Below are 22,687 nucleotides of genomic sequence, written 5' to 3' on the forward strand. Positions count from 1 at the left end.
GTGCGCCCTGTCGACGTGGAGATGTTTTTTTGATGCAGCATAAAGAGTTGCAGACGTGGCCACCAACAGCATGAGATTCCGGCAAGACGCCCAGTCTGGCAGCGTTTACACGCCAGCTAGGGTAAATTAGGACAAATATAAGGAGTCCGACCATGCCCGCCCCGTTGCAACAGATCACGACATCGCCGGAACTGCCGACATCTGCGGACGCCGTCATTATCGGCGGCGGCATCGTCGGCGTCTTCGCCGCCTATTATCTCGCCCGGCGCGGCCTGAAAGTGGCGCTGGTCGAAAAAGGCCTGATCGGGGCGGAGCAGTCCAGCCGCAACTGGGGCTGGTGCCGGCAGCAAAACCGGGACGCCCGCGAATTGCCGATTTCCACCAAGAGCCTGGCGCTCTGGGAAGAGTTTGGCGCAGAGAGCGGCGAGGACACTGGTTTTCGCCGCTGTGGGCTATTTTATCTGAGCGACAATGAAGCCGAGCTTGCCGGCTGGGCGCGCTGGCGCGATTTTGCCATTACCGCAGGCGTGACGACCCATATGCTGAGCGCCGATGAGGCGAGCGAACGCGGCCGATCTACGGGCAAACGCTGGAAGGGCGGCGTGTTTTCACCAACAGACGGGACGGCCGATCCTTCCATGGCGGCGCCCGCCGTGGCGCGCGCCATCATCAAACTGGGCGGCACGGTGCATCAGAATTGCGCCGCACGCGGGCTTGAGACGGAAGGCGGCCGTGTCAGCGCCGTCGTGACCGAAAAAGGCACGATCCGCACCAAAGCCGCCATCATGTCCGGCGGAGCCTGGGCGTCGTCCTTTTGCCGCCAGCTCGGCATTCGTTTCCCGCAGGCTTCCGTTCGCTCCTCCATCCTGTCGGTCACATCAGGTGCTGAAGGCCTGCCGGATGCGCTGCATACAAAAGATGTTTCCGTAACGCGCCGGAATAACGGCGGTTATACGCTTGCCATCAGCGGCCTCGGTCGCATCGACCCGACGGCGCAGCAGATGCGATTTTCCCGTGAATTTGTTCCGATGTTTCTCAAGCGCTGGCGAAGCCTGCGGCCGGGCGGGCTGGAAGGCATTCGCGGCGGCCACGAGACGCTGAAACGCTGGCGGCTCGATGCGCCGACGCCGATGGAACGGGTTCGTATTCTCGATCCGAAACCCAATGCCGCCGCCATCCGCGAGACCCATGAAAGGGCACTGAAGCTTCTGCCCGCTCTCGGTAAAACCCGGATTTCCGCCGCCTGGGCGGGCTTCATCGACAGCACGCCCGATGGTGTGCCCGCCATTGGCGAAACCAGCGAATTGCCCGGCTTCATCCTCGCCGCCGGCTTCAGCGGCCACGGTTTCGGCATCGGACCCGGTGCCGGCCGTCTGATCGCCGATATCGTGACGGGCTCGAACCCGATCGTCGATGCCGCCCCCTATCACCCCAGCCGTTTCCTTGATTCGTCCTGGGGCAAGGTCGCCGATTTCTGACCCTGCCTTAGGGGGATGCGACACGCTCACCGCTACGGAAACGGCCGATGTGAAAATCCGCAATCGGCGTCGTGGTCTTTCCGGTCGCTATCAGCTCCGCCATCACGTCGCCAACACCCGGCCCGATCTGGAAACCGTGGCCGCTGAAGCCGAAGGCGTAATAAAGGCCGGAGGTTGCGGCACTTTCCCCCATAACCGGCAGATCGTCGGCCATATAGCCTTCCACACCGGACCAGGTGCGGATCAGCCGGGCATGACGCAAGGCGGGCGCCAGCCGCAGCAACTGCCGCAACTGGGCATCGAGCCCGGCGGGATCATATTTCGCCCGGCGCTCGTCCAGCGCGGCGGCGGATCGTTTCACCCCGCCGAAAATGACGTTTCCGCGCGGGATTTGCCGCATATAGATGACCTCTCCGGGAATTTTGGTGGAGACGCCGACAACAGGGTGAATGAACCACGGCAAAGGCTCCGTCACACCCATTTGCGGGCCGGCCACCTCCAGCGGCACCGCCTCTCCCAGGGCGCCGGCGAACCCGCCGCCCCATGCACCGCTGGCGACCAGCACCGAGGGCGCGCGATATTCCCCTTCCGCCGTCGTCACCCGGAAATCCTCGCCCGCCTTTTCGATGGCCAGAACCTCGCAATTTTCCACGATGGTTGCACCATCTCGCCGCGCCGCGCGGGCAAAGGCGGGCGCAACGAGGCGCGGATTGGCGTGACCATCATGCGGCGACCATGATCCCGCAACCGCCTCCGGTCCGATGAAGGGGAATTTCTGCCTGACAGCCTCGCGCGAGAGGATCTGTAATTCCAGACCATATTGCGCGGCATCGTCGCGATATTTCTCGACCACGGCGATCTGTTCTTCCGCCCAGAGAAACCGGATATGGCCGACGGGCATGAATTCCACATCCGCACCGGTCAATTGCGGGATCCTGCTCCAGATATCCCGCGATCTGTTGGCGAGCGGAAGCTGCCCGAGATAACGGCCCTGACGGCGGACATTGCCGAAATTGGTGCCGCTCGCCTGCTGGCCGACGAGGAAACGCTCCAGCAAAATGACGCTGACACCCCGTTGCCGCAGGAAAAACGCCGTCGCGGTTCCAACAATGCCGCCGCCGACGATAATGACATCGGCCTCTGCAAGCGAGTTACGCATCATCGCCTCCCTTCACAATCGCCAGCGGCAGCGGTTTCACCGGCGCCTGCCCGCGCAGCCGTCCGGCCAATTCCACCGATAGACCAGAGGCGGCGGCGACAATCTCCTGTCCCGCCTGCCCGCAGAACCGGCCCTGGCATCTCCCCATACCAACCCGCGAGAAAGCTTTCGAGCGGTTGACCTCCGTTGCGCCCGTGGCGGTCACGCTTGCGCGCAACTCGCCCGCCGTTACCACCTCGCAGCGGCAGATGATCGTATCATCGGCAAGTGTCTGCGCCATCTGGTGCGGCCAGGGAAAGGCCCGGGCCATTCCCTGCGCAAAGCGGCTCGCGGCCTTCAGCTGTTTCCGATAGCGGCCGATCTCCGCACGGGACGGCTTCAAACCTTGATCCTCAAGAAACGCGAAGGCGGCGAGCCGGCCGGAAGCTTCCGCACCATCTACACCGAGAATACGCACGCCATCGCCCGCCAGATAGACATCAGGCACGGAACTCCGTCCCATATTGTCCACATCCGGAAGCCATTGCCGGATCAGCGGATGAAAGGAGAAGCGGCAACCGGCAAGATCGGCAAGCTGGCTTTCCGCCCGCAGATGATAGCCCATGCCGACGGCATCGCAGGCGAGGCGCTTTTCCTTACCGGACGCATCCCGATAGAGAATGCCGGTCACGCCACTCTCAGCATCGCCGATAATCTCTATCGGCACGATACCCCGTTCAATCTTCACCCCACCCGCACGCAGCGCCGCGACAAGCCGCAAGCCCTTGAAGAGCTGCAATGGTCGCGCCGCCATCCCCGGCAGGCCCTTGATCTGCGTGGAGAATGGCGTGGTATCCAGCACCGCCACGGGCGCTGCGCCGGCCTTCATATATTGATATGCCACGAGATAAAGCAGCGGCCCCGTACCCATGAAAACCACCCGCCGCCCTATCGCGCAGGCCTGCGCCTTCAGGGATATCTGCGCCGCGCCAAGCGAAAAACAACCCGGCCTCGTCCAGCCCGGCAAGGGCATGATGCGGTCGGTCGCACCCGATGCAATGATGAGGGCATCGAAATCCAGAGCTTCGGATGTCTCTGCGCGCTGAATATGAATGCGATTGTCGCGAATTGCCCATGCCAGGGTCTGCGGGCGGTAATCGATATGGTCTGAAAGCCCGTCGAATGTGTCGTGCAGAGCCTTCGCCTTGTCCGCTTCCCTGCCGTAAAGAGCGGTATAGGAGCGCTTGAAATTCTGCGGCTGACGGCGATAGATCTGGCCGCCGCTGCGATCTCCCTCATCGATGACGATGGGGCGAAGCCCAGCCCGCACCAGCGTCTCGGCGGCACGCGTACCGGCGGGGCCGGCGCCCACGATCACGACGCGCAAATCTGCCATAACCCCTCCGGAACCTCGGTTCTGATATCCATGCCCGGGCGAACGGCGGTGGAACAGGCGCGCAGCCGCTCCCCTTCCCCGGTCCAGACCCAGCAATCCTGACAGGCGCCCATCAGACAGAAACCTGCCCGCTTGCCATCGGCGAATTCCGAAAGGTGGGCAAACCCGCGCGACAGCATCAGCGCCGTCAGCACCGTGTCTCCCTCCAGCGCCTCGACCGGCATGCCGTCGATCAGGACAGGGCAAACCGCGCGTCGCTCTTCGGCGATGCGCCTGAATCTGGCAAGCATCCGCGTTTCCTTTACCAAAACCTTCGCAGGCACCTCTCCTGCACCGTCACAGATTTCCACGGCAGGAGGTTTCCTGCCAATCGCAAATGGTCCCTTGAACAGAACCTTGGGTTATGGAAGAGATGACGCCGGAGGTTTCCATGAACGCCCGACAGCTTGAAATTTTCCGCGCCATCATGCGCGACGGCTCCGTGACAGCGGCTGCCAATTCGCTTGCCGTTTCCCAGCCCGGCGTCAGCAAGGTGTTGCACCATCTGGAAAGCCAGCTGGGTTACAAGCTGTTCGAGCGCATCGGCGGGCGGCTGGTGCCGACGATGGAAGCGCATCTGATCTACGAGGATGCCGACCGGGTTTTCCGTGAACTGGAAGTGCTGAAAAAACTGACGCGCACCATCGGCGAGCGCAAGCTTGGCCTTCTGCGCATTGGGGCCAGCCTGCCGGTCACCTATTCCGTGCTGCCTGAAGCATTGCTCGCTTTCCGGCAGACGCATCCGACCGTCAAAATCCACCTCAACGCCCTGCCCAAAAAGGAAATTGCCGAGCAGCTGCTGCTGGGAGACATCGATTTTGCGGTAACGCTGTCCACCATTCAGGCACCAACAGTGCGCAGTGAAATTCTTGCCTCCGTGCCTGTTGTGGCGGTGATGCGGCATGATGATGCCCTGGCCGAGATGATGACGGTGACGCCCCGCGACCTCGCCGGCAGGCCGCTGATTTCCTACGGCAGCCATGCGGACGAGATCGGCCCGCAGCTGAACGAGGTCTTCGAACGCGACGGGCTTATGCGTGATGTCTCGGTGCAGGTCACCTCGTCGGTCGGCGCTGTGCCGCTGGTGCGTGGCGGTATCGGCATCGCCCTTGTCGACGGCCTGGTGCGGTGGAACAGTTTCGAGGGAGTGACGGTGCGCCCATTCATGCCTGAGGTGACGATGAATGTCGCCGTTTCCACCAACACGGCCCGGCCGCTGTCGCGTTTCTTCAAGCCCTTTGTCGGCGAATTGCGACAGCTCTTTCGCGCCCTTCCCGCCCAGGGCTGACGGACAAAACAATACCCGCAAGGCCTGAGCCTGCGGGTATTGCCGTCCGCCGCATTTATTAGCCTGGTCAGCTTTTCGGCAGGCCTGGCGGGTTGGTGCACGATTCCGGCAGGGCTTCTTCCGATAGCTGCCAGCGATCCAGGATCTTCGCGTAAGCGCCGCTCTTGATCAGATCGTTGGTGGCAAGCGTCAGCGCATCGGCCAGTCCCGAGCCCTTGCGGGTGGTGATGGCGACATCGGACCGTTCCGGCCAGCCAGCGGAGAGGGTTCCGACGCGCTTGATGGTCTTGTCGCGTGCGGCGATGAAAACCAGCTGCGCATGCGGCTGGACGATCACATCCGCCCGCCCCGCAGAAAGCGCCACAAACCGTGTGGCTTCGTCATCGTAATATTGCAGCTCAATCGGCTTTAGCCCGGCGGCGACGTTCTCGTCGCTCCATTTCAGCAGAATGCGCTCCTGATTGGTGCCAGCGCCGACGATGATCCTCAGGCCGGCCGCGTCCTTCGGCTCGCGGATGGCGGTTATGCCGCTATCCGACTTAACGAAAAATCCGTGCAGGCCCTGACGATAGGTGGAGAAATCGAACTTTTCCTTGCGCTGTTCGGTCACGCCGACATTGGAGATGACAGCATCGTATTTTCCGGAAGCAAGCCCGAGCGGCCAGTCCGCCCAGGCCACGGCGACCAGTTCCAGCTCGAGGCCAAGGCTATCAGCCACCGCAAGGGCGTAATCAGGGTCTGCACCGACCACCGTTTTTGCGTCCGTCGCATAGGTTGCAAGCGGTGGCCCACCGGGTGCGACCGCGACAGTGAGTTTGCCCGGCGTGACGAATTTGAAATCCTTGGGAATAGCGGCAATTGCACCCGGGTCTTTTTCAACCCTGAAGCGGCCGGGCTGGTCCGGCGACAGATCGAAGACATCCGTTGCAAAAGCCGATGCGAAACCGGCAACGGACAGAAAAGCACCGAGCGTGGCCGTGGCGAGACGAGAGGTGAAGGTCATTGTGGTTTCCCGATAGAATGATTGCGGGACGGAGGCGGCGCGGGCGGGAGGATGCCCGCGCTACCGGCTGAGTGATGTCCCACCTTCAACTCAGCTTTTGGCAAGCAAACCAGAACTCAGCTCTTCGGCAGGCCGGGCGGATTGGTGCGGGATTCGGTGATGGCTTCCGAGCCGAGATTCCAGCGGGCGAGAACCTTGCCGTAATTGCCGTTCTTGATCTGGGCGTTCAGCGCGGCGGTGATGGCCTCGGCGATGCCCGCGTCCTTTTTCGAAGCGACGGCGATTTCCGCGGCCTCCGGCCAGCCGCCGGAGAAGGTACCGACGAGCTTCGTCTTCTTCTGGCTTGCCGCCTGGAAGGCAGAGGTTGCGTTAGGGCCGAGATAGGCATCCGCGCGACCGGATTGCAGGGCAACGTCAAGCACGGCCTGATCGTCATAATATTGCACGTCGGTATCGGCCAAACCCTTGGCCTTGTTGTCCTTGATCCATTTCAGCAGGATCTGTTCCTGATTGGTGGCGGCGCCGACGATCACCTTCAGCCCGGCGACATCCTCGGGCTTGCCGATTGATGTGACCTTGCTGTTATTGCCCACGTAAAAGCCGAGCAGATCGTTGCGATAGCTGGAAAAATCGAATTTTTCCTTGCGGGCTTCCGTGACTGTGATGTTGGAGGTGACGGCGTCGTATTTGCCGGAGGTGAGACCGAGCGGCCAGTCGGCCCAGGCGATGGGAACAAGTTGCAGCTCAAGGCCAAGGCTGTCGGCGACGAGCTGGGCGATATCCGGCTCCACGCCGATCGGCGTTTTCGTGTCGCTCGCATAATCCACCAGCGGCAGACGGAAGGGCACGGTCGCGACCGTCAGCTTTCCATCGGCGATGAATTTATGGCCAGCGGGTAGAAGCTTGATCGCCTCTTCCACCTTTTCGGCGCGCACTCGGCCCTTCTGTTCCGGCGACAGGTCCACTTCCTGCGCGTGCGCAGCCGGGATGAGCACGGCGGTGGCGGTGAAAAGACCGCCGGCGAGCAGGGACAATAATTTCGATGAAAATGCCATGCGAGTGTTTCCTTTGTTGTTGATTAGAGAACTTTTGCGAGGAATTCAGCCGTGCGCGGGTGGTCCGGGTTGTTGAAGACCTTCTCCGGCGTGCCCGTTTCGAGAATGCGGCCCTGTTCCATGAAGACGACCCTGTCGGAAACTTCGCGGGCGAAACCGATTTCATGGGTGACGATGATGAGGGTGACGCCGGAGCGGGAAAGCTCCTTGATGACGTCAAGCACCTCGTTGACGAGTTCAGGATCGAGCGCGGATGTCGGCTCGTCGAAGAGCAGCACCTTCGGCCGCAGGGCCAGCGCCCGGGCAATCGCCACGCGCTGCTGCTGGCCGCCGGAAAGCTGGCGCGGATAAGCGCCGGCTTTTTCGGCAAGGCCAACGCGGGCGAGAAGATCGCGCGCCTCGGCCTCGGCCTGCTCTTTCGATATGCCGCGAACCACGACCGGCGCTTCGGCGATGTTTTCAAGCGCGGTCAGATGCGGGAAGAGGTTGAAGCTCTGGAACACCATGCCCACTTCGACGCGGCGTTTCAGGATTTCCCGTTCCTTCAGTTCGTAAAGCGTATCGCCCTTCTGACGATAACCGACCAGCTCGCCGTCTATGGCGATGAAGCCGTCATCCACACGCTCAAGGTGGTTGATGGAACGCAGCAATGTGGACTTGCCGGAGCCGGACTGGCCGAGAATGGTGGTGACGCTGCCTGCCGGAATGGAAAGGCTGACATCGTCCAGCACCTTCAGCGTTCCGAAGGATTTCGAAACACCGTGAATATTGACCGCACCGCCGCGATTGCCGAGCTGGAAACTTCCCGTCTTGGCGGTGGCGGGGCGTTGGGACAAGGCAACCGCAGGCGCCGCCGTCTCCACCACTTCAGATAGGGGCTTGCGCGGCAGGAAGGTGCGGTAGAGCGTGGCAAACAGCGAGGGCGGCGGGTTGCGCAGCGCGCCGCGCGAAAAATGCCGTTCGATATGGTGCTGCACGATGGAAAGCGCCGTCAGGATCACCAGATACCAGACGGTTGCGACCATCAGCAGCGGGATCACTTCCAGATTGCGGCGATAGATGATCTGGATCGTGTAGAACAGCTCCGGCAGGGCGAGAATATAGACCTGCGACGTGCCCTTTGCGAGGCCGATGATATCGTTGAAAGCGGTGGGCAGGATGGAGCGCATCGCCTGCGGCAGAACGATGCGAGACGCCTGCCGCCGGCGCGGAAGGCCGAGCGCTGCGGCAGCCTCAAGCTGTCCCTGATCAACCGAAAGAATGCCGCCGCGAACGATTTCGGATGCGAAGGCGGCCTGATTGAGTGTCAGCCCCAGAACGGCCGCCGCAAACGGCGTCATCAGCTGCGTCGTATTCCAGCTGATGAAGTTGACGCCGGTATAGGGCACGCCGATCGTGACGGTCTCATAGAGATAACCGAGATTGTTGAGGATCAGCAGAAGCACGATCAGCGGGATCGACCGGAAAATCCAGATATAGGTCCAGGATACAGCGACCAGCAGCGGCGAGCGGGAAACGCGGGCAAGCGCCAGCAGCGTTCCCAGCGCGAAGCCGAGCACCGCACCGAGCGCCGTCAGCAGCAGCGTCCGTCCTAAGCCGACCAGCACGGGTTCAGCGAAAAACCATTCCGCAAAGACATCCCAACCCCAGCGCGGATTGCCGAAAACTGAATGCAGAACGGCCGCAATGATGAGGACGGAGAAGACCGTTCCCACTGTGCGTAAGGGATAACGGGCCGGAACGATGCGGAAATGGGAATACCCACCCTTGACCGGCCCGCTCTCGACTGGACTGGCCTTCGGTTCGTTCAATGCAACATGCGGAAAATCAGAGGCTATTGTCATAGGAAAGAGCCTTTCACGGGTGGGCCGGAGCAGGTCGCGGTCGGGCAGCCGGTATTGACGCGCCTTCCGCAATGGAGGCGGAGACGCTCTCGGCAAGCCACTTTTCGAAAGGGAGCGACCTGATCGTTTCAGGATCGGCCGATGTATCGAACAAGGCGCGATAGCCATTGGTGAGATAGAGGCCGACCGCTTCCGGCTGGCGGAAACCCGTGGTCAGATAAACGCGGGCGTAACCCTGCCGGATCGCCTGCTGCTCCAGCTCCTGAAGCACGATTTTCGCAAGCCCCTGCCGGCGGTGGGCCGAGTGGGTCCAGACGCGCTTGAACTCGGCCGTCTCGTGATCGTAGCGCATGAAGGCGCCGCCGGCGATCGCCTTACCCTCGCGCAGAAGCAGCAGGAAATTACCCGATGGCGGGCTGAAGGCCTCCGGCGGATATTTGTTCAGCTCGGCCTTCGCCCCTTCCGCGTTGAAAAATGTGCCGTAACGGCTGTCATATTCAAACAGCAACTCCTCCAGAAGCGGCGTTGCGAGCGGATCCTTGACCGATGTGTAGAGAAAACTGTCGCTCATGTCCTTGTCCTAAATTTCGTGTCAGGAGAGGTATGCTTCCGCCAGACGCACCCATAAGCGCGCTGCCGGTGCGATGATCGCGTCGTTGAAATCGTAGCGGGGGCTGTGCAGCGCGGCGCTGTCGCCGTTGCCGACGAACAGATAGGAGCCGGGCCGCTCCTGCAGCATGAAGGCGAAATCCTCGCTCGCCGTCCGCGGCTGGAACGCTTCGGCAATCTGCGCGGACGGGAAATGCCTTTTGGCAACCTCACGGGCGAAGGCCGTCTGCGGGGCGTGATTGATGACCGGCGGGAAACCGCGGGCATAGGAGACATCGGCCCTTGCGCCAAAACTTTCCGCCTGCGCTCTGGCCAGCGCCGGAAGCCGCTCTTCCAGCCTGTCACGTACGGCGGGCGAAAAGGCCCGGGCGGTGATCTGCAGCTCGACGCTCTCGGGAATGACGTTGGAGGCGGTTCCGCCATGGATGGAGCCGACCGTCAGCACCGCCATTTCGCGCGGATCGACATTGCGCGAAACGATGCTTTGCAGGGCGGTGATGAAGCTTGCCGAGGCGAGAACCGGATCGACCGTCTCATGCGGCGCCGCGCCATGCCCGCCCCTGCCGATGATCTGCACCTTCGCCTTGTCGACGGAGGCCATGGCAGGACCTTCGACGAAGCCGAACTGCCCGGTCTCGACACCCGGCCAATTGTGCAGGCCGAAGACCGCATCGACCGGAAACCGCTCGAACAGCCGGTCCTTTATCATCGCCCTTGCACCGGCGCCGATCTCCTCGGCGGGTTGGAAGATCAGCGTCAGCGTGCCGGAAAAATTCGATGTTTCGGCAAGATAACGGGCGGCTGAAAGCAGGATGGTGGTATGGCCATCATGACCGCAGGCGTGCATGACGCCCGGCGTCTGGCTGGCATAGGCAAGGCCGGTTTCCTCGATAATGGGCAGGGCGTCGATATCGGCGCGAATGCCGACGCGCTTATCGCCATGACCGCGCCTCAACGTGGCGACGACGCCGTGGCCGCCGACACCCTCCGTAACCTCATATCCGAAAGACAGGAGATAACGGGCAATGAGCGCCGCCGTGCGCGTCTCCTTGAGCGAAAGCTCCGGATACCGGTGGAGATCATGCCGTATGGCGATGCTCTCTTCGATGAAGGCAAGGATTCCCCGTTCGGCATCGTCCTGCGGACGCGCGCCGTCAATGCGGATATTCATGGTTCTGTCTCCTGCGCGGGGCCTCTGCGCGCCGCGTCTTGAAATATGCGCCGGGCAGTGATGAACGCCGCCCGGCTGCAAGCTCAGGCGATGGCCTTGTCCGACGCGTTTTCGCCGCGGGCATAGACGCTTTCCCGGAAAGGCAGACCGAGATGATCCCGCAATGTCGCGCCTTCCAGATGCGGATCGAAATAACCGCGCCGCTGCAGCACCGGAATGACGAGGCGGATGAAATCGTCCAGTCCCTCGGCAATCACCGGGAAGCCCAGAATGAAGCCATCGGCCGCATCGTGTTCCACCCAACGTATGATCTCGTCGGCCACCTTGTCCGGTGTGCCGATGAAGCCTTCACGCGGGGTCGCAGCCTCCAGCGCCGCCTCGCGCAGTGTCTGGTTCTTTTCCTTGGCCCGTCGCTTGATGCGGTCGGTCGTCGAGCGGAAGCTGTTCTTGCCGATCTCGCCGAGTTCGGGGAAAGGCTCATCCAGCGGATAGGCGCTGAAATCATGATGATCGAAGAAGCGACCGAGATAGGCGAGCGCATCCTCTGTCGTGATGAGGTTGCGGATGACGTCGTATTTCGCCTCCGCTTCCTCCTGCGTCTCGCCAATAATCGGGCCGATGCCGGGGAAAATCTTAACATCGGCAGCGGACCGGCCCTGCGCAACGGCGCTCTGTTTCACACGCTTGAGGAAGGTCTGGTTTTCCTCCAGCGAAGCGGAATTGGTGAAGACTGCGTCCGCGTGTTTGCCCGCAAGACCGATGCCGGCATCGGACGAGCCTGCCTGGAACACCACCGGCTGACCCTGCGGAGAACGCTGGATGTTCAAAGGGCCTTCCACCTGGAAGAAGCGGCCCTTGTGGCCGAGGGTGTGGAGTTTGGCGCGGTCGAAAAACTGTCCCGTCTCGCGGTTGCGCAGGAAAGCGTCATCGTCCCAGCTGTCCCACAGGCCCTTGATAACCTCGAGGTATTCGTCGGCGATCTCGTAACGCAGCGCGTGTTCGGGATGATTGCGGCTGTAATTTTTCGCCGTGCCTTCGAGCGGTGTCGTCACGGCATTCCACCCGGCGCGGCCGCCGCTCAAAAGATCGAGCGAGGCAAACTGGCGGGCAATGGTGAAGGGGTCGCTGTAGGAGGTCGAAACGGTTCCCGCCAGGCCGATCTTCGAAGTAACGGCGGCGAGCGCCGAAAGGATCGTCAGCGGCTCGAACCGGTTGAGGAAATGCGGAATGGACTTGTCGTTGATGTAGAGCCCATCCGCCACGAAGGCGAAGGCGATGCCGGCTGCTTCCGCCTTCAGCGCGTTCTTTCTGAAAAAGTCGAAGTTGACGCTGGCATCGACAGGGCTTTTGGGGTGTCGCCAGGCATTCATGTGCCCGCCGGGACCTTGAAGCATGATGCCGAAACGGATTTTCTTTCTCGTCATGTCATTCCCTCCTGAGAGAAAATTATGCCGCCCGGGAAAGGCGATGTGGGGCCAAGAGTTCGACCGAGGCAAGCCGCTGATCAGCCCCGACATGGGGCGGTTCGATGATGAATTCCTCGATGCCGTGCTCTTCGGAAAGCGCCCGAAGCGCCTTGTGAATATCCTCCGGCCCGCCATGCAGGACGTTGGGCTTGCGCTCTTCGATGCGATAGTCGGCATCGCCGGACTGGCGGGCGAATTCCTCCGCCTGCTCGCGGCGACCGAGGTTGAACGCTCTGCCGTCGCTGAGGAATACCCGGTAGATGCGTTGACCTTCGACCTGTCTCGCCGCATGGGCCGGATCGCTGGCCGCAAAAGCCGACAGGGCAAGGATCGGGGCAGCTCCACCGCTCTCCTCCCGGAAAGCCGAGAGGCTGCGGCGAAGAACCTCCGGATCACCATTGAGGTGGCCGGCAAAAACGAAATTCCATCCTCGTGAAGCTGCAAGCCTTGCGCTTTCCGGGCTGGCGCCGAGCAGAAATCTCTCTGCCGCGACCGGCGGCGCAGGTGTTGCCTGCAGCCCGGCCAGTGCATGATCCTGCGGTGCGGCGCCCGATAAAAATGTGGTGAGTTCACCGAAGGCCGCTTCGAAATCCGGCTTGCGGGCGGGATCATGGGCCTGCTGCAAGGCCGACGTCGAAAGCGGCAACCCGCCCGGTGTCTTGCCGATGCCGAGATCGACCCGGCCGGGTGCAAGCGACGACAGGACGTTGAAAACCTCGGCAACCTTGTAAGGACTATAGTGCTGCAGCATGACGCCGCCCGAGCCAACGCGGATGCGGGAGGTCTTCGCCAGTATCCATGCAACCAGCGCCTCCGGCGCGGAACCGGCAAGTTCCGGCGAATTGTGATGTTCGGCCACCCAGAAACGGCGATAACCCAGCTCTTCGGCGCGTTTGGCAAGATTGATCGTGTCGCGGAACGCGCTCGCCGCGTCCTCACCCGTTGAAACCGGGCTCTTGTCCAGCAAACTGAGTGTATACATCATCACCTCGCATCATTGATGCATACTTTGTCTACCGATTTTATATTCTAATAAAGGATGATCGTTCCACGTTGCGGCGCGATCAGAGAAAATATTGTTTTCAGTGATGTTTTCGAAAGCCCGTACTGACAATGCCGGGGCCAGGTCTCAATTAGGTGGCAACAGGCCGCTTTCAGCGCCAAACGCAGGCGAAACGGGCTTGCGCCGGAATTCGCTAAAAACTACTTAGTAAGTAAGGAATAATATGGCCCGGCACTGTAAACTGTGCCGACTCTCTTTTCGGATCGTGCGATGTTGACCAAAAAAGGCAAATACGGATTAAAGGCTCTTGTCGATCTGGCGCGGTTGCCCCAGGGCGAGACCGCCTTTGTGACAGAGATTGCGACCCGCAACAACATCCCGAAAAAATTCCTGGACACTATTCTGCTGGAACTGCGCAATAGCGGCATTCTGCGCTCCAAGAAGGGCCCAAATGGCGGTTATTCGCTCTCGAAAATGCCATCCGAAATCATGATCGGGCAGGTTATCCGTACGCTGGATGGACCCTTGGCTCCCATCCGCTGCGCAAGCCGCACGGCCTTTGAAGCCTGTGACGACTGTGATGATCCCGAGACCTGTCAGGTCAGGGTTTCGATGACGGACGTGCGGGACGCCATCGCAACCATTCTGGACAATATGACGCTTGCGCAATTCGTGGCGAAGGACGGGCAGGATGCCCGCTCTATTCCGGCCGGCGAATAGAATTTCGAACGGCCCCTCGTTCGGGTTTCACGACAGAGCGTCGCTCATTGCTTGCGCAGATCACTGTCCAGCGACGCGATCAGCCCGGCTTCGCTGACGCCTTCAACAAGACCGAGGCGCGCCATCAGGATTTCAAGCGTGATGGCATTGTTGCGGACCGAGCGAAAGGTGACGTTCTCCGCCCCCACCTGCGCCGCATCGATATTGGCCGCAAGGCTGGTTATCTGTGCCTTCAGGAGTTCGATGGCGAGAAATATTTCACCTATCACGGGCCGCGCCGCGCCCTCATCCGCCATCCTGTCGATCAAGAGCGCTGTAAGCTCACGCTGCTTCTGCCCCAGAGCCACCGCGGCTTTCAAAAGGGTGGAAACGGAAGCGGCCAGGTTCCCGGCCCCCTGGGCAAGGAACACCACCTGATCGGCGCGCAAGAGACCCTCCCATGACGTATTGGGGCGATTGCGCAGGACGACAAGCAGGGGCTGTCCGACCGTGTTGACAGCCGGCGCGACAATCCAGTCCGCATCGACCTTGACCGACCCCGCAACTTCATCGGGCAGCCGCAGGGCGTAGTCGTCTTCCGTCACCACAACCGCCTGATCCAGTTCAGCGGCAGATATTGCCAGCGCGAAGGTCTCGCCAAGATCGAGACGGGCGAAGAGCGCCTTGCGCTGATCTTCGCTACCCGCGTTTCGGATGAATTCAAGGGCAGTGAAATGTTCAACGAGATCATGCGCCGCCCCCGCATCGGCTGCGGAAATGATGGCCAGCGCCTGTGACAGAACATCATTGGTGATATCCGCCCCGCCGAGTTCGGTTGGAACGGAAAGAGCAAGAAGGCCGGAACGGGCGATCCGCGCATGGATTTGCCCGGGACTTTCAACCGCGCAATTTTCAGCAATTGTCCGGGCAACGGTCAGCACATCGATATCCGCGCCGAGGCGTGGAGGAACGAAACGAAGTCTTTCGCCGAGAGGCGTAACAGATCCCATGCTCAACTCCCTCAAAGAATGACAAAGTGAAAGCGCCGAACGGCCGGCGCTCAGTCCAGAGAATGATAGCGGCCGTTTTGATAGAGCAGCGAATGGCCGGAGCCGATGCGGATCGCCTCCACCTTGCCGATGACGATGACATGGCTGTGCCGTTCGATCGTCTCTTCTATGGTGCAGTCGATCGCGGCAACCGCGTCTTCGAGGATGGGCGCGCCGCTCGACAGCCGCGTCCATTCAGCGCCGCGATACCGATCCGGGCCCTTCAGGCCGCCGATGCCGGCAAACTGATTGGCAATGAACTGATGGTTCGCCCCGATGATGTTGACGGCGAGATGGCCGAAACGCTGCACCACCGGCCATGTGGAAGAGGAACGGTTGAGCGCTACCAGAATGCGCGGCGGATCGACCGACAGAGCGGTGGCCGAAGTCACGGTCGCCCCCGTTCGCTCGTCGCCCTCACCCGCCGTAATCACGCTGACACCGCCGCCCAACGTTCTCAGCGCCGCCTTGAGGCTGTCGGCATCCGCCGCCTTGCCGGCGACCGGGTCGCGGAGGTTGATGAAGTGTTGATCCTTGGCTGCATATTGCAATGTCATCGGGTTGCTCCTGAAAACAGCTGAATTGTTCAATAGCTAGCAGCGGTGGCGGGGGGTGAAATAGACATCATTTTCCATATTGATAATATTCTATAGAAATAATGTCTTATATACCGTTGCCTGATTTCATTGCGTCGCAAGGATGTCTACCGAAACGGAAGAAGGATTTAAGCCGCCTCCCGTCGATAAATCAGGATCCGGACACCAGCTTGACGTTGCCGCCATGACCGCCGCCGCCGAAAACCTGTTTCGCGCCGAAAGAGGACCGTATCTGGTTACGGGGCCCACCAAGCCCGATTTCCGGAAACAGCAGTTCGGATAGCCGATAGGCTTCTTCCAGATGCGGATAACCCGAGGCGATGACGGTATCGATGCCCAGCGCCTGATATTCCCTAAGCCGCGCCGCCACCGTCTTCGGCGAACCGACCAGCGCCGTGCCTGCACCCGAACGGACAAGACCGATGCCCGCCCACAAATTCGGGGAGACTTCCAGCCGGTCGCGCCGGCCATTGTGCAACGCCCGCATTCTCGCCTGCCCGACGGAATCCGAAGCCTTGGAGAAAGCCTCCTGAGCGGATGCGATGGTTTCGTCGGAAAGCTTCGAGATTAACCGCTCGGCATCGGCCCATGCTTCCTCGTCTGTTTCGCGAACGATGAAATGCAGGCGTATACCGAAGGTGACCTCCCGCCCCTTTTTGGCGGCGGCGGCGCGCACCTTGGCGATTTTTTCAGCCACCTGCGCTGGCGGCTCACCCCAGGTCAGATATTTGTCGGTGATACCGGCCGAAAACTCGATGCCGGCATCGGAGGAACCGCCGAAATAAAGCGGCGGTCGCGGTTCCTGCACCGGCGGCAGGCCGAGTTTTGCGTCCACCGCCTTGATATATTTGCCGTCGAGGTTTCCCTTGCCGGTTTCAATCAGCGAATTGAACACCTGGAAGAACTCGCCGGCGTGATCGTAACGCTCGTCATGCGGCAGGAAAATACCATCGCCGGCGAGTTCCTGGGCGCTGCCGCCGACCACGATATTAAGCAGTAGCCGGCCATGGGAAACGCGATCGAGCGTGGAAGCAAGCCGCGCATAATAAGCGGGCGAAGCGACGCCCGGACGGATGGCGACGAGGAATTTCAGCTTTTCGGTATAGGCGGCGAGATTGGCCGCAAGAATGAAGGATTCTTCACAGGCGACGCCGGTGGGAATGAGCACGCCTGAATAACCCAGCCGATCGGCGGCCTGGGCTATTTCCCGGAAATAGCCGGGATCGGCAGGGCGCGAAAGATCATCCGAGCCTAGATAGCTGCCATCGCCTGAGGTGGGTATGAACCACAGAAAATCGAGTGGCTTATCGGGTGTGCTCATCGGCAGGTCCTTTGCAATCTGCCCTCGGGCAATGCGATTTGATGATAAAAGGGTAGCCAATTCCCCGGCGCGTTTAAGAAATTTTGTTCCAATTTCCATCCGGCGAAGAGAGTTTCTCTCCCCGATAAACGGCGCTCTGAAGGGGAAAGGAGCCTTCGTTAATGGTCGTCAGAAGACCGGATAAAGGCCGAGCATCGCAAAGTTCATTTCGCAGATCTCTTCCCGTTCGAGTTCGAGATCGCTTTTCTCCTGCCTGATGCGTCCGGAATGATCCAGAGGATGAAGACTAACCTGTTCCTCGCCACGCGGCTGGCGCCGGGTCAAACCGAACAGATCGAAAGTAAACGCATGAAGTCCCTGCGGCATGTGCGCCTCCTTTGCTCAACTCCCTTATCCTCGGGCGACGGTCTGAAATCGTCAATATTTTCCATAAAATTACTATTCTATAATTGGAGGATGACCGGCAAATGTGGACTACGGTTGCGGCGACGGGAAAAAATCCGTTTCCGGCCGCCGAGAATGGGCCGTCGCCGCCTCATCTAACCATGGTGATAAATTTCAAGCGTCCGGCCCCATGGCAAGGCAAACCGGCGCTTGAGAAAAAGGCCGGCAAATGCGCCCAAACCGCAAAAAACGAGAAACACCCAGCCGGAAAGCGCGCCCGCATGGATGCCTGACAAAACACGCCAATAGTGCAGCCAAGCGCGGTCATGCCGCCCCAGCCCATCAGAACGCCACCGGCAAACCGTGCCGCCAACCCACCGGCGGAAGGCCATGCGGGCTGAAATTTCCCTGCTGAAAGCACGGAAGCGAGACTCGCGAACATCAGTCCCAGGATAAAAACGCCGTTCGGCGACAAGATCGCTGTTTTAACGGCGCTGATGCACCCTCGCACGGTGTCTAGTCCCGCAAGCGTTTCCGACGCCCAACCCGCCGCACCCCCCGTCATTCTGACAATGCTGCCGAGTTCGGCCGTCACCCCGAGCGGTGCGATACAAAAATAGGAAAAGGCGCTGATGGCCGCGCTTCGAAGCGCCTGCCGCAGCCGGCTTGTAAATAATGCCAAAAATCGAAAAGAGCGATAAACCGACCGCCATCTATCGCGTTTAGCAAGGAAGGCTGGAAACCCCCGGTCTTTCTCTAAAAATGCGCGTCGCCCAGGGCAGTCAATCTGCGCAGTCTCGATCCGGCCACCGCCTTTGCAGGTGCGCCATCCGCCTTCAACCGCTCGAGAAGAGCATAACCCTCAGGCCATCGTCCGTAACCGCTGGCAATATTGATATGTCCGACGGCGCCGAGATTGATGAGGCCGCTTCCCCACAGGCTCGCACTGCGCGAGAGCTCTTCGGCATCCATATAGGGATCGTTCATGCTGCCCACGACGAGGCTGGGGAAAGCAAGCGGCTGTTGCGGAAACGCGCCGAACCGGACGATACAGGGATGCATCGCCTCCACGCGGTCGAGATGAGCGGGTGCAACCAGAAGCGCGCCCTTGATTTTAGCAGCAGAGCGTCGAGACCCCATATTCGCCACCAGCAGGCAACCGAGGCTGTGGGCGACGATATAAGCGCTGTCGACTGTCGCCAGCGCTGCCTCGAGACGGTCAAGCCAGTCCTCAAGAACCGGGCATTGCCAATTGTCCTGATCGACCAGTTGCGCTTCGGGATCATCCAGCAACCAGTGCCGTTGCCAATGTCCTTCATCCGAACCATTCAGGCCGGGGACAATCAAGGTGGTACACATGCCTGCTCCGTGAGTTGTGGGCGGTGTATGGCAAGCATGGTGAATTTCGCGATTCCAGTCGACTATTGCCTTGCTCACCTTTCGGACGCAGGAGAAAAATAGATCCAGACTATTTCGGTAGAGCAGAAAATGCTTTCTCCTTGATGGGGATAATGTCGATGAGAGGGAATCATTTCCTCAAATTTTTTATATAGAAAATATGTGCAATATAGTCTTTCCAGACGGAAAGCTTTTCCCCTGCCGGATGACAAAAGAAACGTCACTGCTTGGCCGGGCCGCCGCCGCTTTGCCATTCTCGCACCAGTGGAGGCTTGCGCCTCCGCGAGCCCCAGTGGTGAAGGCAAAACATCGGCAGAGCCATTCCACCGCAACATAAAACGAAAATTCAGGCGGATAATGTGAACAGCACGAGCGAATTTCTCTGGTACATCCCCAACGACGTCAAACCCGGCCACCGGGGCGACGCCGTCAGCGAAAACCACAACAGTCTCGATACGTTGACGAGCCATGCCAGGGCGCTTGAAGCCCATGGCTGGAAAGGCGCGCTGATCGGCACCGGCTGGGGACGTCCGGATACGTTTACGGTGGCGGCAGCACTTGCGGCGCGCACCACCACATTCGAGCCGTTGATCGCTATCCGTCCCGGCTACTGGAAGCCGGCCAACCTCGCATCGGCCGTCGCCACGCTCGATCAGCTTTCCGCCGGCCGGGTGCGGATCAACATCGTCTCCGGCAGGGATGAGCTTGCCGCCTATGGCGACGAGGAAGGTGATCAGGCGCAGCGTTATGGGCGCACGAAAGAATTCATGCGGCTGGTACGGCGGCTCTGGACCGAGGAAAACGTCACTTTTAATGGCGACCATTTCCGGGTGACGAACTCCACCGTCTCGCCACGTATCGCCGCACGCGAAGGCCGACCGCATCCCAAACTCTATTTCGGCGGCGCTTCCGAAGCAGCCGAGCAGGTTGCCGCAACCGAGGCCGATGTGCAGCTTTTCTGGGGAGAACCGCTCGCCGGCGTGCGCGAACGGATCGAGCGGCTCAGACATTTCAGTGAAAAGCTCGGCCGCGATCTGCCGCCGCTGCAATTCGGCCTGCGGATCACCACGCTGGTGCGCGAAACCACGGCCGAGGCTTGGCGCGATGCGGAAGCGAAAGTTGCCGAGATGGCCGCAAACAACGGCGTACGCTGGAACGACCACCTTCAGGCCGTCGCTGTCGGCCAGCGTCGCCTGCTGGATCTGCACCGTCAGAGCGATGTACTGGACGACAATCTCTATACCGCGCCAGGCAAATTCGGCGGCGGCGGGGCGGGAACCACATGGCTTGTCGGTTCGGCGGAAGATGTCGCCGCGTCCCTGCGCAAATACCGCGCGCTTGGCATCACCCATTTCGTGCTTTCCGACACGCCCTATCTCAAGGAAATCGAAAGGCAGGGCGACAGCCTGCTGCCGCTGCTGCGGGATTGATTGGCGTGGCTTGAACATGGGCGGCCCGCCTCAGACAAGGCCGCCCTGTTGTTTCATTGATCAGCCACCCGCCGCCTTGATGCTCTGTCGGCCGAGAATCGTCCGGATCATATGGCTCTGCGGCGCATGCGCCCTTGCCGTGATGGCATCGCGGTGGTGGCGTTCAAGATTGTAATCCCGGCGCAGGCCGCGATTGCCGCCAAGCTCCAGCGCCAGATCAGTCACCGCCACCGCATTGTCGATCACCACATGGCGAACGGCCAGCGCATCGGTTCCCACCCTCTCGCCCGCATCGATGTCGCGGGCGAGGGAGAGAAGCAGACGCCGGTTCGCCGCCAGCAGCACCTCGATCTGGCCGAGACCTTCCTGAATGCGCGGGATGGAGGACAGCGGTGCGCCAAGACTTGCCGGAACATGGCCGTTCAGGTGGCTCAACAGATCGTCCCGCGCCGACAGCGCGACACCGTGGTAGACGGAAGCCAGCAGCACGAAGAAATTATAGCCATCTGCCTCATCGCGCCGCAGCGGCTCGTCCGCCGGCTGTTCGGCAACGATATCGGCAAGCGGCACTTTCACCTCTTCAAGCACCAGATCATGGCTGGCGGTGGCATACATGCCGGTCGCTTCCCATGCTTTTTCCTGGGCGATGCCCGGCGCGTCGAGCGGCACCAGAAGCTGGATGAGGCGCGGCGTCTCTTCCGTCGTCACGGCAAGCACGATCGCCCATTTCAGACCCGGCAGGCCAGTGACGAAGCTCTTTCGGCCATTAACCACCCAGACATCGCCCTCGATCCGCGCCGTCGTCTCCGGCAGGCCGCCATGGGCCGGTGAGCCAACGCCCGGCTCCGCCTGCGCATTGTTCAAAAGCGCCGGCTCCTTGCTATTGGCGGCCAGCACCTTGGCGGCAAGTGCCGCCGGCCACTTGCCGCGCCGGATCGCGGCATGAACGCTGTAGTGCATGGCGAGAATGAGAGCGGTCGACGGATCGCCCTTGGCGATGGCCGTGATGACGGCATGGGCCGTTTCCATGCCCTCGCCCCAGCCGCCATCCTTTTCAGCCGTGACGAGACCAAGCAGGCCTGATTTGAAAAGCGCCTCAAAATTACCGGCAGCGAATTCACCGCTCTTGTCGCGGTCTGCGGCCGTCAGACTGAAATCCCCGGCCAGCACGGTTGCGATGGCGACGGGATCGGTCCGCTGCGCCGGCGCGTTCGCAACGGCGGAAAGTGCAACGCTCATGCCACCGCCCTTTCATTTGCCGTGACGAAACGATCGTCAATCCAGTCGCCAAGATCAAAGTCGTTTTCTAGGAAACCCCATTGGTGCAGGAAGTCCTTGTAGTGCCCCACAGCTGCCACGAGGTCGGCATCAAGGCCGAGACCGAGATGGCGGTGAACCTCAGCTCCATTGGCGGCCAGAACCTGTTCCTCAGTCGCGCCGGCCTCGCGCGCGATGAAACGGCGCGTCTCTTCCGGATGCTGCTCCGCCCAGAGAGAGGCCCTGGTGATGGCGTCAACCAGCCGCTCCACCAGATCGGGGCGCTCATCGGCAAGCCGTCCGTCGACCGTCAGCACCCGGGGCGAACCGGAATTGATGCGTATTTTCGGATCGGCATGAAAACCGAACTCCGCCACCTGCACCGCGCCGATCAGGTTGGCGGCGGCAATGCCGGCCGTTCCCTTGACGAAAATCGCGTCGACCTCGCCACGCAGCAGCGCAATGATTTCCTCACCGAAGGATTGCCGGCGCTTGAGCCCGAACAGCGACGGCCCTTCCTGCGAGGCCAGCACCGAATCCTTGATGACGACGTTCCTGAGCTCGACATCCTCGACCCTCAGCCCTTCCAGCGAAAGCGCCGAAACGATGCCCTTCAGCGCCGTCGCGCGCATGAAGTCAACGATGCCCTCCGGCCGCCGCGGCACACCGAAACGACGGCCAACCAGATCGGCAAGCGAACGGATACCCGTTTCCGGCAGGGTGATGATGGCCTGAAACTCATCCGTCCAGGTAACCCCGATGAGACGCGTATTGCGCCCTTCCGAGCGGGCGCGGATGGGAGGCACATTGCCGCCGTGGCGGAAAGACCATTCCAGCGTGTGGTTGAAATGGCTCTGGCGGACGGAACGGTCAGGCGAATCGATGATGGATTTCAGCGTTATGCCGACCTCCTCGAAGGTCTCGCCGAGATAACCGAGCTGTGCCGCCAGCCCCACGGGGGTGGGCACCGGGCAGCGTGTGTACCAGATTTCGGAAAGTGTCGTGCTCATGGCTTTGGCCTCAATGAAAACGATGGCACCAGAAGCGATGCTGCGGTGCCTGT

22 protein-coding genes are annotated in these 22,687 nt (G+C 61.0%); 4 read left to right on the forward strand and 18 right to left on the reverse strand.

Features of this window, described 5'->3' with window-relative positions; translation table 11 throughout:
• Window positions 1-152 precede the first annotated feature (152 nt).
• Window positions 153-1,478 (forward strand): NAD(P)/FAD-dependent oxidoreductase, encoded by a 1,326-nt coding sequence (locus WDZ78_RS01360; RefSeq protein WP_425672095.1) that lies wholly within the window; start codon window positions 153-155, stop codon window positions 1,476-1,478.
• A 7-nt stretch (window positions 1,479-1,485) separates the two neighbouring features.
• Here WDZ78_RS01360 and WDZ78_RS01365 read toward each other — a convergent pair whose 3' ends face one another.
• Genes WDZ78_RS01365 through WDZ78_RS01375 form a run of 3 tightly spaced genes read right to left on the reverse strand, consistent with a single transcriptional unit; the run spans window position 1,486 to window position 4,302 of the window.
• Window positions 1,486-2,637: an NAD(P)/FAD-dependent oxidoreductase gene (locus tag WDZ78_RS01365; RefSeq protein WP_425672387.1), complete on the reverse strand. Its 1,152-nt coding sequence runs from the start codon at window positions 2,635-2,637 to the stop codon at window positions 1,486-1,488.
• Window positions 2,630-4,012 (reverse strand): FAD-dependent oxidoreductase, encoded by a 1,383-nt coding sequence (locus WDZ78_RS01370; RefSeq protein ID WP_425672096.1) that lies wholly within the window; start codon window positions 4,010-4,012, stop codon window positions 2,630-2,632. The genes WDZ78_RS01365 and WDZ78_RS01370 overlap by 8 nt, the downstream gene beginning before the upstream one ends.
• Window positions 3,991-4,302, reverse strand: a complete 312-nt coding sequence (locus WDZ78_RS01375; RefSeq protein WP_425672097.1) for a (2Fe-2S)-binding protein — start codon at window positions 4,300-4,302, stop codon at window positions 3,991-3,993. Before WDZ78_RS01375 ends, WDZ78_RS01370 begins: the two co-directional genes overlap by 22 nt.
• 113 nt (window positions 4,303-4,415) lie before the next feature.
• Between WDZ78_RS01375 and WDZ78_RS01380 the strand changes: the two genes are divergently transcribed.
• Window positions 4,416-5,339 carry a LysR family transcriptional regulator gene (locus WDZ78_RS01380; RefSeq protein ID WP_425672098.1) on the forward strand — a complete coding sequence of 308 codons (924 nt, stop codon included), beginning with the start codon at window positions 4,416-4,418 and terminating at the stop codon, window positions 5,337-5,339.
• A gap of 67 nt (window positions 5,340-5,406) precedes the next feature.
• Here the strand turns inward: WDZ78_RS01380 and WDZ78_RS01385 are convergent, their stop codons facing one another.
• The 7 genes from WDZ78_RS01385 to WDZ78_RS01415 all read right to left on the reverse strand — a co-directional run bounded on the left by WDZ78_RS01385 (window position 5,407) and on the right by WDZ78_RS01415 (window position 13,472).
• On the reverse strand, window positions 5,407-6,342 hold the full coding sequence (locus WDZ78_RS01385; protein WP_425672099.1) for an ABC transporter substrate-binding protein: 936 nt from the start codon (window positions 6,340-6,342) through the stop codon (window positions 5,407-5,409).
• 116 nt (window positions 6,343-6,458) lie between these two features.
• On the reverse strand, window positions 6,459-7,397 hold the full coding sequence (locus WDZ78_RS01390) for an ABC transporter substrate-binding protein (protein ID WP_425672100.1): 939 nt from the start codon (window positions 7,395-7,397) through the stop codon (window positions 6,459-6,461).
• Window positions 7,398-7,420: 23 nt separating this feature from the next.
• Window positions 7,421-9,241, reverse strand: coding sequence for an amino acid ABC transporter permease/ATP-binding protein (locus WDZ78_RS01395; RefSeq protein ID WP_425672101.1), 1,821 nt, complete (start codon window positions 9,239-9,241; stop codon window positions 7,421-7,423).
• A 13-nt stretch (window positions 9,242-9,254) separates the two neighbouring features.
• A complete protein-coding gene (locus WDZ78_RS01400) occupies window positions 9,255-9,812 on the reverse strand; it encodes a GNAT family N-acetyltransferase (protein WP_020011995.1) in 558 nt (185 codons plus the stop codon).
• A gap of 21 nt (window positions 9,813-9,833) precedes the next feature.
• Window positions 9,834-11,021 (reverse strand): M20 aminoacylase family protein, encoded by a 1,188-nt coding sequence (locus WDZ78_RS01405; protein WP_425672102.1) that lies wholly within the window; start codon window positions 11,019-11,021, stop codon window positions 9,834-9,836.
• Window positions 11,022-11,104: 83 nt separating this feature from the next.
• Window positions 11,105-12,445 (reverse strand): LLM class flavin-dependent oxidoreductase, encoded by a 1,341-nt coding sequence (locus WDZ78_RS01410; RefSeq protein WP_425672103.1) that lies wholly within the window; start codon window positions 12,443-12,445, stop codon window positions 11,105-11,107.
• A 22-nt stretch (window positions 12,446-12,467) separates the two neighbouring features.
• Complete coding sequence (locus tag WDZ78_RS01415; RefSeq protein WP_425672104.1) at window positions 12,468-13,472, reverse strand: LLM class flavin-dependent oxidoreductase; 1,005 nt, start codon at window positions 13,470-13,472, stop codon at window positions 12,468-12,470.
• Window positions 13,473-13,760: 288 nt separating this feature from the next.
• Here WDZ78_RS01415 and WDZ78_RS01420 point away from each other — a divergent pair, with 288 nt between their 5' ends.
• Window positions 13,761-14,210: an RrF2 family transcriptional regulator gene (locus WDZ78_RS01420; protein ID WP_003506886.1), complete on the forward strand. Its 450-nt coding sequence runs from the start codon at window positions 13,761-13,763 to the stop codon at window positions 14,208-14,210.
• 44 nt (window positions 14,211-14,254) lie between these two features.
• On the opposite strand, the gene WDZ78_RS01425 is transcribed toward WDZ78_RS01420, so the two are convergent.
• The 6 genes from WDZ78_RS01425 to WDZ78_RS01450 all read right to left on the reverse strand — a co-directional run bounded on the left by WDZ78_RS01425 (window position 14,255) and on the right by WDZ78_RS01450 (window position 18,898).
• Window positions 14,255-15,199, reverse strand: a complete 945-nt coding sequence (locus WDZ78_RS01425; protein ID WP_425672105.1) for an acyl-CoA dehydrogenase family protein — start codon at window positions 15,197-15,199, stop codon at window positions 14,255-14,257.
• Window positions 15,200-15,249: 50 nt separating this feature from the next.
• A complete protein-coding gene (locus WDZ78_RS01430) occupies window positions 15,250-15,795 on the reverse strand; it encodes a flavin reductase family protein (RefSeq protein WP_020012000.1) in 546 nt (181 codons plus the stop codon).
• A gap of 190 nt (window positions 15,796-15,985) precedes the next feature.
• Window positions 15,986-17,155, reverse strand: coding sequence for an FMNH2-dependent alkanesulfonate monooxygenase (ssuD, locus tag WDZ78_RS01435; RefSeq protein ID WP_425672106.1), 1,170 nt, complete (start codon window positions 17,153-17,155; stop codon window positions 15,986-15,988).
• Window positions 17,156-17,323: 168 nt separating this feature from the next.
• Window positions 17,324-17,521, reverse strand: coding sequence for a hypothetical protein (locus WDZ78_RS01440; RefSeq protein ID WP_020012002.1), 198 nt, complete (start codon window positions 17,519-17,521; stop codon window positions 17,324-17,326).
• A gap of 169 nt (window positions 17,522-17,690) precedes the next feature.
• Window positions 17,691-18,221, reverse strand: coding sequence for a YeeE/YedE thiosulfate transporter family protein (locus WDZ78_RS01445; RefSeq protein WP_244559853.1), 531 nt, complete (start codon window positions 18,219-18,221; stop codon window positions 17,691-17,693).
• A gap of 74 nt (window positions 18,222-18,295) precedes the next feature.
• Window positions 18,296-18,898 (reverse strand): alpha/beta hydrolase, encoded by a 603-nt coding sequence (locus tag WDZ78_RS01450; protein WP_026363989.1) that lies wholly within the window; start codon window positions 18,896-18,898, stop codon window positions 18,296-18,298.
• A gap of 398 nt (window positions 18,899-19,296) precedes the next feature.
• On the opposite strand from WDZ78_RS01450, the gene WDZ78_RS01455 reads away from it, so the two are divergent.
• A complete protein-coding gene (locus tag WDZ78_RS01455; protein WP_020012004.1) occupies window positions 19,297-20,367 on the forward strand; it encodes an LLM class flavin-dependent oxidoreductase in 1,071 nt (356 codons plus the stop codon).
• A 60-nt stretch (window positions 20,368-20,427) separates the two neighbouring features.
• Here WDZ78_RS01455 and WDZ78_RS01460 read toward each other — a convergent pair whose 3' ends face one another.
• Entirely contained in the window at window positions 20,428-21,606 is a 1,179-nt protein-coding gene (locus WDZ78_RS01460; RefSeq protein WP_425672107.1) for an acyl-CoA dehydrogenase family protein, read from the reverse strand.
• Window positions 21,603-22,634, reverse strand: coding sequence for an ABC transporter substrate-binding protein (locus tag WDZ78_RS01465; RefSeq protein ID WP_425672108.1), 1,032 nt, complete (start codon window positions 22,632-22,634; stop codon window positions 21,603-21,605). The genes WDZ78_RS01460 and WDZ78_RS01465 overlap by 4 nt, the downstream gene beginning before the upstream one ends.
• Window positions 22,635-22,687 lie beyond the last annotated feature (53 nt).

Origin of the sequence: Agrobacterium sp. M50-1, assembly GCF_049843495.1 — a bacterium.
In the GTDB taxonomy this organism is placed as follows: domain Bacteria; phylum Pseudomonadota; class Alphaproteobacteria; order Rhizobiales; family Rhizobiaceae; genus Agrobacterium; species Agrobacterium radiobacter.